10 protein-coding genes are annotated in these 16812 nt (G+C 72.3%); 3 read left to right on the top strand and 7 right to left on the bottom strand.

Annotation, left to right across the window (positions count from 1 at the left end; translation table 11 throughout):
* Window positions 1–125: 125 nt before the first annotated feature.
* Both ACZ4MU_RS24970 and nrdR read right to left on the bottom strand, forming a co-directional pair.
* Window positions 126–3029, bottom strand: coding sequence for a vitamin B12-dependent ribonucleotide reductase (locus tag ACZ4MU_RS24970; RefSeq protein ID WP_467880578.1), 2904 nt, complete (start codon window positions 3027–3029; stop codon window positions 126–128).
* 141 nt (window positions 3030–3170) lie between these two features.
* Window positions 3171–3692, bottom strand: coding sequence for a transcriptional regulator NrdR (gene nrdR / locus ACZ4MU_RS24965; protein WP_467880575.1), 522 nt, complete (start codon window positions 3690–3692; stop codon window positions 3171–3173).
* Between the two features lie 683 nt (window positions 3693–4375).
* Here nrdR and lexA point away from each other — a divergent pair.
* The gene (lexA, locus tag ACZ4MU_RS24960) at window positions 4376–5170 is read left to right on the top strand and encodes a transcriptional repressor LexA (protein ID WP_358833856.1); all 795 of its coding nucleotides are present in this window, start codon (window positions 4376–4378) and stop codon (window positions 5168–5170) included.
* Window positions 5171–5303: 133 nt separating this feature from the next.
* Here lexA and ACZ4MU_RS24955 read toward each other — a convergent pair whose 3' ends face one another.
* The 5 genes from ACZ4MU_RS24955 to ACZ4MU_RS24935 form a co-directional block, all read right to left on the bottom strand.
* On the bottom strand, window positions 5304–7298 hold the full coding sequence (locus ACZ4MU_RS24955) for an ATP-dependent DNA helicase (protein WP_467880572.1): 1995 nt from the start codon (window positions 7296–7298) through the stop codon (window positions 5304–5306).
* A 37-nt stretch (window positions 7299–7335) separates the two neighbouring features.
* The gene (locus tag ACZ4MU_RS24950; RefSeq protein WP_467880569.1) at window positions 7336–9207 is read right to left on the bottom strand and encodes an IucA/IucC family protein; all 1872 of its coding nucleotides are present in this window, start codon (window positions 9205–9207) and stop codon (window positions 7336–7338) included.
* Between the two features lie 81 nt (window positions 9208–9288).
* Complete coding sequence (locus ACZ4MU_RS24945) at window positions 9289–9939, bottom strand: GNAT family N-acetyltransferase (RefSeq protein WP_467880956.1); 651 nt, start codon at window positions 9937–9939, stop codon at window positions 9289–9291.
* A 477-nt stretch (window positions 9940–10416) separates the two neighbouring features.
* A complete protein-coding gene (locus ACZ4MU_RS24940; protein ID WP_467880567.1) occupies window positions 10417–12357 on the bottom strand; it encodes an IucA/IucC family protein in 1941 nt (646 codons plus the stop codon).
* 28 nt (window positions 12358–12385) lie between these two features.
* Window positions 12386–13795, bottom strand: a complete 1410-nt coding sequence (locus tag ACZ4MU_RS24935) for a diaminobutyrate--2-oxoglutarate transaminase family protein (protein WP_467880565.1) — start codon at window positions 13793–13795, stop codon at window positions 12386–12388.
* A 394-nt stretch (window positions 13796–14189) separates the two neighbouring features.
* Here ACZ4MU_RS24935 and ACZ4MU_RS24930 point away from each other — a divergent pair, with 394 nt between their 5' ends.
* Window positions 14190–15413, top strand: a complete 1224-nt coding sequence (locus tag ACZ4MU_RS24930) for a trypsin-like serine peptidase (protein ID WP_467880563.1) — start codon at window positions 14190–14192, stop codon at window positions 15411–15413.
* 206 nt (window positions 15414–15619) lie between these two features.
* Window positions 15620–16789 (top strand): trypsin-like serine peptidase, encoded by a 1170-nt coding sequence (locus tag ACZ4MU_RS24925; RefSeq protein WP_467880560.1) that lies wholly within the window; start codon window positions 15620–15622, stop codon window positions 16787–16789.
* Window positions 16790–16812: the final 23 nt, after the last annotated feature.

Genomic DNA, 16812 nt, shown 5'->3' with positions numbered 1-16812 from the left:
TACGCGGCCGGGCCCTCGGGGGCTGTTCCGTCCCCGGACACCCCTGTGGGGACCGGCGGTTCGCCGGTCCCCACAGGGCAGGGCCTGCGCGGCCCCAGGAGCGCTCACACCAGGAGCGCCCGCGGTCAGCTGCAGCCGCTGGTCGAGCCGCAGCCCTCGCAGATGTAGCAGGAGCCGGCCCGCTGCATCTTGGTGCCGCAGGAGAAGCAGAGCGGCGCGTCGGCACTGACACCGAGCTGCATCTCGACGAGCTCCGCCGAGTTGTGCACGGCCTTCGGGGGCTCGACGACGGCCGGCTTCGGCGCGGCGACGGCCTTCAGCGTCTCCGTCTGGCGGGGGGCGGACTGGGCCAGGCCCTCGACGTCGACGTCCTCGTCCTCCAGGGTCGGCTCGTACGAACCGGTCTCCAGGTGGCGCTGACGCTCCTCGGCGGAGTGGATGCCGAGGGCCGAGCGGGTCTCGAAGGGCAGGAAGTCCAGCGCCAGACGGCGGAAGATGTAGTCGACGATCGACTGCGCCATCCGCACGTCCGGGTCGTCGGTCATCCCGGCCGGCTCGAACCGCATGTTGGTGAACTTCGAGACGTAGGTCTCCAGCGGAACGCCGTACTGCAGGCCCACCGAGACGGCGATCGAGAAGGCGTCCATCATGCCCGCGAGGGTCGAGCCCTGCTTGGACATCTTCAGGAAGACCTCGCCCAGACCGTCGTCCGGGTAGGAGTTGGCCGTCATGTAGCCCTCGGCGCCACCGACCGTGAAGGAGGTGGTGATGCCCGGGCGGCCCTTGGGCAGACGCTTGCGGACCGGGCGGTACTCGACGACCTTCTCGACCGCGGTGCGGATGGTGTCCTCGGCCCTGGCCGTCACCTCCGCCTTCTCCGTGTCCTTGGTCGACTTGGTCTTCGCGGAGAGGGGCTGGCCGACCTTGCAGTTGTCGCGGTAGATCGCGAGCGCCTTGACGCCCATCTTCCACGCCTCGAAGTAGACCTCCTCGACGTCCTCGACGGTCGCCGTCTCCGGCAGGTTGACCGTCTTGGAGAGCGCGCCCGAGATCCACGGCTGGATGGCCGCCATCATGCGGACGTGGCCCATCGCGGAGATGGAGCGCTCGCCCATGGCGCAGTCGAAGACCTCGTAGTGCTCGGTCTTCAGGCTCGGGGCGTCGATCACGTTGCCGTGCTCGGCGATGTGGGCGACGATCGCCTCGATCTGCTCCGGCTGGTAGCCGAGGCGGCGCAGCGCCTGCGGCACGGTGCCGTTGACGATCTGCATCGAGCCGCCGCCGACCAGCTTCTTGAACTTGACCAGCGCGAGGTCGGGCTCCAGGCCGGTGGTGTCGCAGGACATCGCGAGACCGATGGTGCCGGTCGGGGCGATGACCGACGCCTGGGCGTTGCGGAAGCCGTTCTTCTCGCCGAGGCGGACCACGTCCTGCCAGGCCTCCGTGGCGGCGGCCCAGATCGGGGAGTCCAGGTCGTCCATGCGGACGGCCTTGGTGTTGGCGTCGGCGTGCTGCTTCATGACGCGCTGGTGCGGCTCGGCGTTGCGGGCGTAGCCGTCGTACGCGCCGACGACCGCGGCGAGCTCCGCGGAGCGCTTGTACGAGGTGCCGGTCATCAGCGAGGTGATGGCTCCGGCGAGGGCGCGGCCGCCGTCCGAGTCGTATGCGTGGCCGGTGGCCATCAGCAGGGCGCCGAGGTTGGCGTAGCCGATGCCCAGCTGGCGGAAGGCGCGGGTGTTCTCGCCGATCTTCTGGGTGGGGAAGTCGGCGAAGCAGATCGAGATGTCCATCGCGGTGATGACCAGCTCGACGACCTTGGAGAACCGCTCGACCTCGAAGGACTGGTGGCCCTCGCCGTCGTCCTTGAGGAACTTCATGAGGTTCAGCGAGGCGAGGTTGCAGGACGTGTTGTCCAGGTGCATGTACTCGCTGCACGGGTTCGAGCCGTTGATGCGGCCGGACTCCGGGCAGGTGTGCCAGTGGTTGATCGTGTCGTCGTACTGGATGCCCGGGTCGGCGCAGGCCCAGGCGGCCTCGGCCATCTTGCGGAAGAGCGACTTGGCGTCGACCTCCTCGATGACGTCACCGGTCATCCGGGCGCGCAGCCCGAACTTGCCGCCGGTCTCCACGGCCTTCATGAACTCGTCGTTCACGCGGACCGAGTTGTTGGCGTTCTGGTACTGGACGGACGTGATGTCGTCGCCGCCCAGGTCCATGTCGAAGCCCGCGTCGCGCAGGGCGCGGATCTTCTCCTCCTCCTTCACCTTGGTCTCGATGAAGTTCTCGATGTCGGGGTGGTCGACGTCGAGGATGACCATCTTGGCCGCGCGGCGGGTGGCGCCGCCGGACTTGATGGTGCCGGCGGAGGCGTCGGCACCGCGCATGAAGGAGACCGGACCCGAGGCGTTGCCGCCGGAGGACAGCAGCTCCTTGGAGGAGCGGATGCGGGAGAGGTTCAGGCCGGCGCCGGAGCCGCCCTTGAAGATCATGCCCTCTTCCTTGTACCAGTCGAGGATCGACTCCATGGAGTCGTCGACGGACAGGATGAAGCAGGCGGAGACCTGCTGGGGCTGCGGGGTGCCCACGTTGAACCAGACGGGGCTGTTGAAGCTGAAGATCTGGTGCAGGAGGGCGTACGCCAGCTCGTGCTCGAAGATCTCGGCGTCCGCGGGCGAGGTGAAGTAGCCGTGGTCCTCGCCGGCCTTGCGGTACGTCTTCACGATCCGGTCGATGAGCTGCTTGAGACCGGTCTCGCGCTGCGGGGTGCCGACGGCCCCGCGGAAGTACTTGCTGGTGACGATGTTGACCGCGTTCACCGACCAGAAGTCGGGGAACTCGACGCCACGCTGCTCGAAGTTGATCGAGCCGTCGCGCCAATTGGTCATGACGACGTCACGACGCTCCCAGGTCACCTCGTCGTACGGGTGCACGCCGGGGGTGGTGTGGATGCGCTCGATACGCAGACCCTTGGCCGTCTTGGAACCCTTGGTGCGGGATCCTCGTGCCGGGCCGCTCGTCGTCTCTGTCATGCCGCCTCCCATACGCGGGCGAAAACGCCCAGAAGTGCCCGAATGTTCCCGTGGCACGGTGTGTGTCTTGTGTCCCGGGCGCCGCGCAGAGCGCCCGTGACAGGTCCTGGATTGCCGCCGTCGGCGACCGGGGTGCGCCGGTCAGTCGGCGGCGGTGGCGGGCACGGGGACCGCGGGGGCCGCTCCTGCCACGCGCGCGTCCGCGTCGTCCGCGGGAGGCCGTGGTTCGCGGAGCTCCGCGATGGCGGCCTCGAAGTCCTCAAGGGTGTCGAACGCCCGGTACACGGACGCGAAGCGCAGGTACGCGACGAGGTCGAGCTCCTGCAAGGGGCCGAGTATGGCCAGACCCACGTCGTGGGTGGTCAGCTCGGCGCTGCCGGTGGCGCGCACCGCCTCCTCGACCCGCTGGCCGAGCTTGGCGAGGGCGTCCTCGGTGACCGGCCGCCCCTGGCACGCCTTGCGGACGCCAGAGATGACCTTGGTGCGCGAGAAGGGCTCGGTGACGCCCGACCGCTTGACCACCATCAGCGAGGCCGTCTCCACCGTCGTGAAGCGACGGGAGCAGTCGGGGCACTGGCGGCGCCTGCGGATCGACGTGCCGTCGTCGGTCGTCCGACTGTCGACGACACGGCTGTCGGGGTGCCTGCAGAAGGGGCAGTGCATGGATCCCAACCCTCCTTCGCAGCACGACTGAATAGCCTCGTCGGGCCTGATCAGGCCCCGGCGAAGCAGCCACCAGCATAGGCGATGGGCGCGGACCGGAGGACCACGACCACAACTTCTGGGCGGCGGGGGCAATCCAACCACTAGATCTGGGGTTTTGCCGACAAGCGCCCACTACCGCGTGTCGCGGATCGGTCGCGCAGGGAACAACGCCCAGGAGGCCGGTTCCGGCCCGTGTCCGCGCGGGCCCGGAGGGCGACGGACGACGGGCACGCGCCACCCGCGACGGGTCGGCGAAACGCCCGCCGGATCCTCCGCGCCGGGCGCGCCCGGCCGCGTTTGCGGCCGACCGGATGGCAGACTGGGCGCCCGGCACCGGGTGCCCGGCACGGTCCTCGCGGCACTGTCGTACGTACGCGCGGTCCGGCGGCCTTCCGGAATCCGTCCGGCGGACTCCCGGCGGCGCGTCCTCGGACCGCGGCCCCGGCGGTGAAGGGTACCGTAATCGCCCGAAATGCCGGTGCCTCGGGCCGGATCGGACCCCGGCCGCGGCGCCCGCATACACCCGGCCTTATCGTCGCGTCACGCGTTCTGCGATTTTTCACTCGAACGTGTGTTTGGCGCAACCTTTCGAAAGCTACTACCGTTGTCCAGCTAGGGAGACCATTTCGAGAGGGGCCGACGTGACCACCACCGCAGACAGTGCCACCATCACTGCCCAGGACCGCTCCCAGACCCGACTTGAGCCGGTGCATGCCATGAATGACGCAGTCACGAACCAGGAGGGCGGCGATCCCGCGCGGTCAACGCGCTCGCTGCCCGGGCGGCCTCCGGGCATCAGGGCGGACAGCTCCGGTCTCACCGACCGGCAGCGGCGGGTCATCGAGGTCATCCGCGACTCCGTCCAGCGTCGGGGGTACCCGCCGTCGATGCGGGAGATCGGTCAGGCGGTGGGTCTCTCCAGCACGTCCTCCGTCGCCCACCAGCTCATGGCCCTGGAGCGCAAGGGCTTCCTCCGCCGCGACCCGCACCGCCCCCGGGCGTACGAGGTGCGCGGCTCGGACCAGCCCAGCAGCCAGCAGACCGACACCACCGGCAAGCCCGCGGCCTCCTATGTGCCGCTGGTCGGCCGGATCGCCGCCGGTGGCCCCATCCTCGCCGAGGAGTCGGTGGAGGACGTCTTCCCCCTCCCCCGCCAGCTGGTCGGTGACGGCGAGCTCTTCGTCCTCAAGGTCGTCGGTGACTCGATGATCGAGGCCGCGATCTGCGACGGCGACTGGGTCACCGTGCGCCGCCAGCCGGTCGCGGAGAACGGTGACATCGTCGCCGCGATGCTGGACGGCGAGGCCACGGTGAAGCGGTTCAAGCGCGAGGACAACCACATCTGGCTCCTCCCGCACAACTCCGCGTACCAGCCCATCCCCGGTGACGAGGCGACCATCCTCGGCAAGGTGGTGGCAGTGCTGCGGCGGGTCTGAGCGACCCGTCGGCAAGGACCGGCCCCGGGACCCACTGCGCCGGTCCCGGGGCCCTGCCGTGCCCGGCTGAGCCCCGGCTTCCAGGGGCGTGAGGACCGGCGCGATGAGCTACAGACGCCCCGCAGCCGACGACCTACTTCCCCTCCCCCTTCGCCACCGCGTCGATCGCGGCCAGCGAGCGCCGGACCTGGTTGCGGTCCGTGGTGTACCAGAAGTCGGGCAGCGAGGCCCGCAGATAGCTGCCGTACCGCGCGTTGGCCAGCCTGGGGTCGAGCACGGCGACCACGCCCCGGTCCCCCGTCGCCCGGACCAGCCGGCCCGCGCCCTGGGCCATCAGCAGCGCGGCATGGGTCGCGGCGACCGCCATGAAGCCATTGCCGCCGTTCTCCTCCACCGCCTTCTGGCGGGCGCTCATCAGTGGATCGTCGGGCCGGGGGAACGGGATCCGGTCCATGACCACCAGCTGGCAGCTCGCGCCCGGCACGTCCACGCCCTGCCACAGCGACAGCGTGCCGAACAGACAGGTCTCCGGGTCGCCCGCGAACGCCTTGATCAGCTCGCCCAGGGTGTCCTCGCCCTGGAGCAGGATCGGCTTGTCCAGCCGGCCCCGCAGCTCCTCGGCGGCGGCCTGGGCGCCGCGCATCGACGAGAAGAGGCCGAGGGTGCGGCCCCCGGCCGCCTCCACGAGCTCCGCCAGCTCGTCCATCATGTCGCCGCGCGAGCCCTCCCGGCCCGGTGTGGCCAGATGGCGGGCGACATAGAGGATGCCCTGCTTGGGATAGTCGAAGGGCGAGCCGACGTCGATGCCCTTCCACCGCGGCACGTCCTCGCCCTCGGTGCCCTCGGGCGCAAGGCCCAGCGAGGCGCCCACCCCGTTGAAGTCCCCGCCGAGCTTGAGCGTGGCCGAGGTGAGCACCACCGATCGGTCCGCGAAGAGCTTCTCCCGCAGCAGCCCCGAGACGGAGAGCGGGGCGACCCGCAGGGAGGCCCCACTGTGCCGGTACGCGGCTCCGCCGCGGGGTTCGTGCCGCTCGTACCAGACGACGTCGTACTCGGAGCCGTTGGCGATCCGCTCCGCCACCGCGTGGACGCTCTCGACCGCCGCGAGGGCCTGCTTGCGCACCGCGTCCTCGTCCTGGACGGACTTGTCGCGGGTGGAGCCGAGCGCCGAGATCACCGTACGAGCGGCGTCGCGCAGCGCCATCAGCGCGTATCCCAGATCCTCCGGGATCTCCTCCAGGCGGCCCGGCAGGGCGAGCTCCATCAGCCGCTCGAAGCCCTCGGCGGCGCTCTGGAGCTGGTCGGCCGCCTTCTCGTTGACGAGCTTGGCGGCCCGCCGCACCGCCCGGTTGACCTGTCCCGGGGTGAGCTCTCCGGTGGCGACGCCGGTGACGCGGGAGACCAGCTCGTGCGCCTCGTCGACGATCAGCACCTCGTGCTGCGGAAGCACCGGGGCGCCCTCGATCGCGTCGATCGCCAGCAGGGCGTGGTTGGTGACCACCACGTCCGACAGCTTGGCGCGCTCCCGGGCCATCTCCGCGAAGCACTCCGCCCCGTACGCGCACTTCGAGGCGCCCAGGCACTCCCGCGAGGAGACGGACACCTGGCCCCAGGCGCGGTCCGAAACGCCCGGCGTCAGGTCGTCGCGGTCGCCGGTCTCCGTCTCGTCCGCCCAGTCCCGCATCCGCAGCAGGTCCTGGCCGAGCTTGCTGGTGGGCGCCGCCGCCTCGAACTGGTTGAAGAGCCCGTCCTCCTCTTCCTGCGGCACGCCCTCGTGGAGGCGGTGGAGGCAGAGGTAGTTCGAACGGCCCTTGAGCATGGCGAACTCCGGGCGGCGGCGCAGCTGCGGGTGCAGGGCGTCGACCGTACGCGGAAGATCACGCTCCACGAGCTGCCGCTGGAGCGCCAGGGTCGCCGTGGCCACCACCACGCGCTCGCCGTGCGCCAGCGCCGGCACCAGATAGCCCAGGGACTTTCCGGTGCCGGTGCCGGCCTGGACGAGCAGGTGGGAGCCGTTGTCGATGGCGTCGGCGACGGCCGTGGCCATGGTGACCTGGCCGGGGCGCTCCACACCGCCGACGGCGGCGACGGCGGCGTGCAGGAGCTCGGGGAGAGATGGCTTCGTCATAGCCCGACCACCCTACGGGGCACCACTGACAATCCGATCACGTCGGCGGTGCGAGCGGGTTCGGGACGGTGCCCGCGACCGCCGCGTGCGGGCGCTCGGGGCGGTCCCGGTAGCCGTCCAGATGCAGCCGGTTGCGGTTGAGGCAGAGCCGCTCGATCCGGGGCGTGAGCAGGTCGAACATCTCGTAGCGCTCCTTGAGCTCGGGGAACCTGGCCTGGTGGCGCAGGACCTCCTCGCGCACCAGCGCCCAGAAGTCGCCCTCCGCCACCCCCAGTTGCTCCTGGCACAGCGGTGCGAGGTAGCGGAAGACTCCGACGAAGAGGCCGGAGTGGATGAACTGGGTGAGGAAGGAGGGCGGCTCGGTCAGCAGAACCGCGCGTACATCGTCGGGCATGGAGTCGTGCTCGGGCAGCGGCTCCGCGCTGACGTTGACGTCGTCCACGAAGTCCTTGATCGCCAGCCGTACGGGCACGTCGTGCTGGTCGAAGACGACGATCGCGTTCTCGCCGTGGGGGGAGAAGACCGTCCCGTAGCGGTAGAGGAAGCGCAGCAGCGGCGGCAGCAGCGCGCCGAACAGCCTGCGCAGCCAGACGTGGGGGGCGAGGCCCGAGCGGGCGACGAGCTCGGCGGTGAAGGCACGCCCGCGCGGGTCGGTGTGGAGCAGCGAGGCGAGCGTCCGCGCGCGTTCCCCTCCCGCCAGACGGGTCTGCAACGGCTCGCGCCAGATCGCCCCGAGGAGCTCCTTGTACTGGTACGGAACCTCGGCGAGGCGGTCGTACAGCGGGTGCTCGACCGCCACGGAGGCCACCTCTCCGAGCAGGATCACCCCGCATTCGTCCCGCAGGAACGGATCGGCGTCGCGCAGGGCCTGCACCCAGGCCGTGACGGCAGGCGCGGCGAGCGTGCGCTCGGTGGGCAGGCCCCGCCAGACGAGCGTGTTCAGGATGGACAGCGGCAGCTTCACGGTGTGCCGCTCGGGCCGCGAGGTGTTGAGGAAGGTCCGGATGGACTGCTGCGGCAGCCGGAGGTCGGCGTCGCCCGGCAGCGGGACGATCGCGCCGTCCGCGACGGCCGGGGCGAAGAGCGGCAGGACCACCTCGTCCCACTGCCAGGGGTGGACGGGCAGGTACAGGTAGTCCTCGGGGGCGAGTCCCCGCGCGCGCAGCGCGGCGGCGAAGCCCTCGCGGACCTCCGGGTCGAGTTCCCGGGCGTAGAGCCGGTCGGGGGTGGCGAGGGCGGTGACGCCGCGGTAGCGGGCGAGGTCGGTGCGGACCGCGATCCAGGGCAGGGGGGCGGCCCTGCGGGCCTCGGGGGCCCAGCGGGCGGCGTCGGCGGCCGAGAACCCGACCCGGCCCTTGTTCAGGACGAGCCAGGGGTGCCCGGTCTGATGGCCCTCCAGCTCCGCGTACCCGAGCTCCGCGAGGCGGGGGGCGGACAGGGCGGTGTGGTCCAGGCGGGTGTCGGCGGCGAGGGTGGCCGTGAGCTCGCCGACGAGGTGGCCGAAGGTGGCGCCGTCGAGTCCGAGCGTGCGGCGGGCCCGCGTGAGAAAGGCGAGCGGGTCGGTGAAGGGCTGTCCGTCGTGGTGGACGGAGTCGGCGTCGACGAGCCAGTCGTCGTACGCGCCGCGCCGGGCGCGGAAGGAGAGGGCGGAGCCGTCGTCCAGGGGCTGGGTGTAGGTGCCGGGTTCCCGCCGGGGGCCGCCCGCCCCCGGGGGCCCGCCGTCCGGTCCTGGGTCCTCGCCGCCGTCCCGCCGCGCGACCGGCTCGATGATCCCTTCGTACGCGAACGCCCCGAGCATCTTGGCGAGCAGGCGGCGGGCCGCGCGGTCCCAGGTCTCGCGGTTCAGCTCGGGCGGTACGAGCAGGTCCTCCCGTTCCTCGGAATCATCGGGGACAAGCGGGTTCGGCAAGGCGACTCCTCGGGGTGGAACCGGTGCGGTTCGGGCGGTGTATGGAGGACGGCGGACGGTTCGCGCCGGCGCGCGGCGGGTTCACAGCAGGTTCCTGAGCACGCGGTCGCGGACCATGAGGGCGGCCCGCTTGTCGGGCAGGTCGACTTCCGCGAAGAACCGGAAGCCGGCGCTCAGGAAGGCGGAGACGGACGGGGTGTTGCGCAGGTCGGGCTCGGCGACGACCCGGGGGCAGAGCGGCCGGTTGTCGAGGACGAGATCGGCGACGGCCCGCAGCAGAGCGGTTCCGACCCCGCGCCCGCGATCGGCGACACCTCCGACGAGGAGGTGGATGCCGGTGTCGTGCGGACGCGCCGGATAGTGGCGGGCGAGCGGGTCGAGATCGGCCCGGTAGATCTCCCAGTAGCTCATCGGAACGCCGTCGAGCAGGCCGAGGCACGGCACGCTCCGGCCGTCTCCGTCGAGTTGGGGCCGCAGATGGGCCGCCGTCACCGATTCGGGCCCCGCGAGCTCCCAGAAGGCGGCCACGGCCGGGTCGTTCATCCAGGCGCTCAGGAGGGGGAGGTCACGCTCGACGCGGACGGGGACGAGGTGGAAGACGCCCACGGGAGTGGTGACCGGCCCCCACTCCCCGGGACAGTCGAGCAGGCCGTCCCCGTGCGGGTGGGGGGCGAAGGGGGAGACGAGGGGCGAGGTGAAGGGGAGGGGGGCGGCGGGAGCGGGGGCGGGGATGGCGGCGGGGGCCGGGGTGTCCGAGGCCGGGGCGGTGGGGGCCGGGGCAATGGGATCCGGGACGGCCGAGACCGGGACGGTGGGGTCCGGGGTGGCCGAGACCGGGGCAATGGGGTCCGGGACTGCCGAGGCACCCAAAGCGTCACCCACCAGGACCTCGGCGATCACGACATCAGTGGGCTCCGCCTGATTGCCCCCCTCCGTGCACTCCGCCTCATCGCACTCCGCCTCCGCGGCCCCGGCCCCGGCCCCGACGTCCCTCCCCTCGGGGACGCCCCCCGTGACGACACCCTCCCCCCCGCCGCCTTCCGCCTCCCCCTTCCCGCTCGCGTCCGCCCTCGACTCCCCGAACAACGCGACGAGTTCATAGGGCAGCCGCATGTCCAGCGTGTCCTCGCCGTCGCCGGACTGGGGGGTGGGACCGGCTCCGGCGTCGGTGCTCGCATCGGTGGGAGGCACGGCGACGCTCCTCTCTCGTCAGTCGGCTGCTCGTGGGGACGACGTTTTGGTGGGGGTGGGGTGGAGGGGGTTGGCGATGGAGACGTACACGGACTGGGTGTCGACCGGGCCGACGAGTTCGTCGAGGCCGTGCAGCCGGGTCAGGAGGTTGGCCTTGCAGCGCAGGGTCGGGCTGTCCAGCAACTGCGCGGGCAGCGGCGAGCCGAGCGCGGTCGCCCTGGTGAGGAACTGCCGCAGGGCGGCGAGGAGCACCCGCTCGTCGGCGAGGCGCTGGGCGCCGAAGGCCCCGACGAGACCGAGGACGTTGTTGATGCCGAGGTAGTAGGCGAAGCGCTCGTCGGTGACGGCGTCGGAGACGAAGGTGTCGCTGGTGGCGCCGACCCCGGGAAGCCGGCGTTCGAGGGCGTCCCGGAAGGACTCGCGGAAGTAGTAGCCCTGGTTGTCGCGGTAGCGCCCGCCCACGGGCCAGCCCTCGGGGTCGAGCAGGACCAGGGTGTTCTGCTGGTGGGCCTCCAGCGCGATCCCGGCCGTGGCGTCCAGCCAGAGCACGGGGCGGACGACCTGGTCGAGGTAGCGCAGGAACCACTCGGCGGCCACGGCCGGGGTCGGCCGGCCGGTGCGGGCGGCGAGCCCGGCCACGATGTCCGCGAGCCGCGAGTGCATGGTGGTCCCGGGCCGGCCGGGCAGCGGGCGCGGCGCGGTCAGGGCCGCGATGCAGACGGCGTCGTCGCTCGGCCCGAAGGGGTTGTGCCGGATCACCACGTCGAGCCCGGGCATCGGACGGCCGTCCGGGGCGTCGACCGCGAGCCAGGCCGGGTCGCGCACGATGTCGAACCCGGGATGGGCGGCCTGCCACTGCTCGGCGAGACCGGAGCGCAGCAGCCGGTGGACCTCCACGCCCCGGTGGAGCTCCTTGCGCAGGTTCTCCCGGCGGGAGTTGGTGATGCGCAGCCCGAGGGAGAGCTTGAGCATGGCGTCGGCGCCGGGGCGGTGCACCGTACGGACGGAGGACGTGGGGTGCCAGGGTTCGCCGTACGGGCCGAGGTCGCGCAGGAGCCCGGCGTCGAGGAGGCCGGCAACGGCCGGCCGGTGGGTGAGCTCGCGGGCCTGCCAGGGGTGCAGGGGCAGCGCCACGGCGTTCGCCGGGACGGCGAGCCCTGGGGCGAACCGGGCGGTGAGCTCCTCGGCGGTGACGGGCCGGCCGCCGTCCGTCCACGCCGAGTCGGCGGCCAGGACCGTACGGTCGACGGCCATCCAGTGGAGCGGGAACGAGCCGTACAACTCCGGTGAATAGAGGCGCACTTCTGCCTCGGAGAGACCTTCGCGGCTCTTCGGGGTGGGGTGGAGGGGGTGGCCGAGGAGGAGGGACTGCTCGGCGGAGAGGAAGAGGTCGGCCTCGGCGGCGGGGCCCGGGTGCTGGCGCCGTTCGGCGATGAACTCCGCGGTGCGCCGCACCGAGTCGGCGACGCGGCCCACCAGGTCGGCGCCCTCGGCGCGGCCGGACTCGCGGTTGAGCAGGGCGGCGACGGTGACGGCGTCGGCGACCGGGGCCCCGTGCGGAGCGCCCTCCAGCTCCGGCATGCCGAAGCGGTGCCAGCCGGTGGCGGACCAGTACCGGACGGGCACCAGCAGGGCGGTGCCGCTGGCGCGCAGCGCGATGCGCAGCAGGGGCCCTTCGGGTGGGGCGAGGTCGTTCTCCCGTACCCAGCAGCGGAGCAGGTTCTCGACGGCCGCGGCCTCGGCGGCCACTGCCGGGTCCGGATGGTCCAGCGGCTCCCGGTCCGGGTACTCATGCCGCCGGGCCCCGTGGGGGTCCCGTCCGGCCGGGTCGTCGGCGGTCAGCCGTTCGCCGTGGATCCCCGCCTTCTGACGCGGCACCGTCTCTGCCACAAGGGGGCCGTGGGGGGCGGTGGGACGGCCGGGGCCGTCGGGCGCGTCGGGCGCGGGGGTGCGGTTCACGGTGGGCTTCCTTGTGTGGGGGGTCGGGTCAGCGGGAGGGCCCGGTGTCGGTGCGGTGGCGGGCCGAGCGCTCCGCGGCGGCGAGGGCGTCGGCCAGCCGGTCGAGGACGGCGACCGCCTGTTCGTCGGTGAGGGTGAGGGGCGGCAGCAGCCGTACGACGCTGGAGTGCCGGCCGCCGATCTCCACGATGAGACCGCGGCGCAGGCACTCCCGCCGGACGGCGACGGCCAGCTCGGGCGCGGGGGCCGCGACGCCGGTGCGGGGATCCTCGTGCTCGGGGTCGACGAGCTCCACGCCGATCATCAGACCCCGGCCCCGGACGTCGCCGATGGTGCGGTGGTCGGCGGCCAGGCCCTGGAGCCGGGCGAGCATCCGGGCGCCGAGCAGGGCCGCGCGTTCGGCGAGCCGGTTCTGGCGGACGTAGGCGAGGGTCGCGGTGCCGGCGGCCATGGCGAGCTGGTTGCCCCGGAAGGTGCCCGCGTGGGCGCCGGGCTCCCAGACGTCGAGGTCGTCGCGGTAGACGATCACGGCGAGCGGCAGGGAGCCGCCGATGGCCTTGGACAGGACCATCACATCGGGCACGATCCCGCTGTGCTCGACGGCCCAGAAGGCGCCGGTGCGCCCGACGCCGGTCTGCACCTCGTCGGCGATGAGCGGGATGGAGCGGGCGGCGGTGATCTCCCGCATCCGGCGCATCCAGGAGTCGGGCGCCGGGTTCACCCCGCCCTCGCCCTGCACCGGCTCGACGATCATCGCGGCCGGGGCGGGCACCCCGCCCTTGGGGTCGTCGAGCAGGCTCTCGGTCCAGCGGGCGGCGAGCTCGGCGCCGCGCTCGCCGCCCACGCCGTACGGACAGCGGTAGTCGAGCGGGTAGGGCAGCCGGGTGACGCGGGCGGTGGAGGCGCCGCCCGAGGCGTCGAGGGCGCCGGCCGTCATGCCGTGGTACGCGCCGGTGAAGGCGAGCAGTCCGCCGTGGCCGGTGGCGGTGCGGACCAGCTTCAGCGCGGCCTCGACCGCGTCGGTGCCCGCGGGGCTGCAGAACTGGATCCGCGCGCGGTCGGCCAGGGCCCGCGGCAGGGTGGCGAACAGCTCGGTGGTGAAGGCGTCCTTGACCGGGGTGGCCAGGTCCAGCGTGTGCAGCGGGGCGCCGGAGTCGAGGACCTTGCGGATGGCTTCGAGCACGACCGGGTGGTTGTGGCCGAGGGCCAGGGTGCCCGCGCCCGCGAGGCAGTCGAGGTAGCGCCGCCCGTCGGCCCCCTCGATGGTCAGCCCGCGGGCGCGCACGGGCACGATCGGCAGCGAGCGGGCGTACGTCCGGGCCGCCGACTCGCGCAGGGACTGGCGCCGCAGGATCCCTTCCTGGGTGGGCGGGGTCCGCGGCGATGTGGTCGGAAGCTCGGCCGGCGGTGGCACCGGCGCGGATTCGGTCACGGCCACGAGTTCTGGTCCTCCCACGGTGCGCGCTGCGCTGTGCGTGCCAGCCGTGCCGGGAGCCTGTGACGGTTCCGTGGCACGTCCGTTGCCCGGTGCGAACGGCGGGGCTGAAGGCTGGCGCGGTGTCCCCCGTACGTACCAACGACGCCGGGGCCGGAGGATCACGGGCAACCGCGAAGATCCTTGGCGGAGGAACCGCGGCCCTGCCGCAGACCGTCCCCACCGGCACCGGCATAGTGGGGGCCGCGCTTCGGCCAGTGGTTTCCGGCCGGGGCGGGGTGGACCGACGGCTTCCAGCAGGCCGGCGGTTCGCCGTGGTAATGGCTGGCGGTGCGGCAACGGTGGCTGCACCGCGCATCAGCACTTTCAGTACCGAAGTCCCAGGGGGATCAAGAACATGCGACCGATACGTCCGAATTCCGCGGCACGTGGCGGGAGGGGCGCGCAGCGGCGCACCTCCCCGGTGCTGGCCGCGCTCGGCCTCACGGCCGCTCTCGCCCTGACCGCCACCGCGTGCGGTCCGGGCGGTGACGACAAGGCCGACGCCAAGCCGACCGCTTCGGCGACCGCCGGCGACGACGGCCTCCAGATCCCGGACGACATCAAGGACCGGCTCAAGAAGCACGGCATCGACCCGGACAAGTGGAAGAACGGCGAGTGGAAGAACTGGGACAGGTCCAAGTGGCTGCGTGAGGCCAGGGACTTCGTCAACCCGATCATCCAGGACCTGTGGGACCCGGACCGGATGCGCAAGGCCGAGAAGCCCCCGCAGAAGCCCGTCCCCAATGACATCTCCGGCGACAAGGGCGTGACGGACCCGACCCCGAAGCCGGTCAAGGCGCGGGCCCAGAAGGCTCCGTACCACGAGAGCCTGCCGGAGCTCGGCAAGCTCTTCTTCGACGGCCCCCAGGGCTCGATGGTCTGCTCCGCGACCGTGGTGAAGGACCCGGCGCACCCCGGCAGGTCGAACATGGTCTGGACAGCGGGCCACTGCGTCCACGCGGGCGCGAAGGGCGGCTGGTACCGCAACATCGCCTTCGTCCCCTCGTACAACAACGCCGACATGCCGCTCGCGCAGTTGCGCAAGGCGACCCGTCAGCAGATAGCACCGTACGGCGTGTTCTGGGCGGACTGGGCGCAGACCTCCAAGCAGTGGATCCAGGGCGGCGGCCCGACCGGTGGCCAGGGCGCGCCGTACGACTTCGCGGTGCTGCACGTCACCCCCGAGAAGGGCAAGGGCGTCAAGTCCCTGGAGGAGACCGTGGGCGCGGCCCTGCCGGTGGAGTTCAACGCCCCGGCCGTGCCGAAGATCGCGAGCATGACGGCGAACGGCTACCCGGCCGCGCCGCCGTACGACGGCCAGAAGCTGTACCAGTGCAAGGACAGGCCGGGCAGGCTCTCGCTCGACGCCGGCGCCCCGACGATGTACCGCCTGGGCTGCACCATGACCGGCGGCTCCTCCGGCGGCGGCTGGATCGCGGCGGGCGCCGACGGCAAGCCCGCGCTGGTCTCCAACACCTCCATCGGCCCGGTGACGGCCGGCTGGCTGGCGGGTCCGCGCCTGGGCCCGGAGGCCAGGGGCGTGTACGACTCGGTCAGCACCAAGTACGCGGGCCGGTAGAACCCAGGGGTCCGGGGGCCCTCCACGAGAGCCCCCGGACCTGTGTGCGAGATCCCCATGTGCGACCGGCATAGTGGGGGCCGGGGAAACGGCGGTCCCGGAAGACCCCGTTTCCCTGCATGACATGCCCATGGCGGTACGCCGTTCCGGTGTGCCGCCATGGGCTGCTGGACACGGCACGAGCAATCTCAGGGGGAATCGTTTCCATGCGATCCATACGTCCGCTGCTGGCCTCCACCGGCCTCGCGGCGGCACTCGCGCTGACGGCCACCGCTTGCGGCCCCGGCGACGACGGCGCGGACAGCAAGCCGTCCGCGACGAGCACCGCCCCGGACGAGGGAGGCCAGGGCCTTCCCGACGACGTCGCCGGCGCCCTGCGCAAGCACGGCGTCGACCTCGACCAGTGGAAGAACGGCGAGTGGAAGAACTGGGACAGGTCCAAGTGGCTGCGTGAGGCCAAGGACTTCGCCAACCCGGTCATCGCCGGACTGTGGAAGCCCGAGCGGATGAAGTCCGCCAAGGACCCGCAGAAGACCATGGCCGCCGGTGACGCCGGCGGCGCACCCGGCCTCAGCGACCCGGAGCCCGCGCCGGTCAGGGCCCGCGCCGAGAGCCTGCCGTACCACGACTACGCCGCCCCGGTCGGCAAGGTCTTCTTCGACTCCCCCAAGGGCTCCATGGTGTGCTCGGGCACGGTCGTGAAGGACCCCGCCCACCCCGGCAGGTCCAACCTCGTGTGGACGGCCGGCCACTGCGTCCACGCGGGCGCGAAGGGCGGCTGGTACCGCAACATCGCCTTCGTCCCGGCCTACAACGACCGGGGCAGGTCGGCCGCGCAGCTGCGGACCGCCCCCTCGCGGGAGATCGCTCCCTACGGGGCGTACTGGGCCGACTGGGCCTCCACCTCCGGTGAGTGGATCAACGGCGGCGGTCCCACCGGCGGCAGCGGCGCCCCCTACGACTACGCCGTGCTGCACGTGAAGCCGGAGCGGGGCACCAAGTCGCTGGAGGAGACCGTCGGCAACGCGCTGACCGTCAACTTCTCGACGCCCGCCGCGCACTCCCTGTCCGCGATGGGCGCCTGGGGCTACCCGGCGGCGCCGCCGTACGACGGTCTGAAGATGTTCAAGTGCGTCGACCGCCCCGGCCGGCTCTCGATCGCCCCCGGCACGCCCGCGATGTACCGCATCGGCTGCACCATGACCGGCGGCTCCTCGGGCGGCGGCTGGTTCGTCACCGGCAGCGGTGGCAAGGCGGAGCTGGTCTCCAACACCTCGATCGGCCCGGTCACCTCGGGCTGGCTGGCCGGACCGCAGCTCGGCGCCGGCGCCCGGCAGATCTTCACGCAGATGAGCCAGAAGTACGGCGGCCGGTAGGACCGCCGGCTCCCACGACGCAC

The organism is Streptomyces sp. NPDC026377 (assembly GCF_055567715.1).
This window is presented reverse-complemented; position numbering and strand designations above follow the sequence as displayed.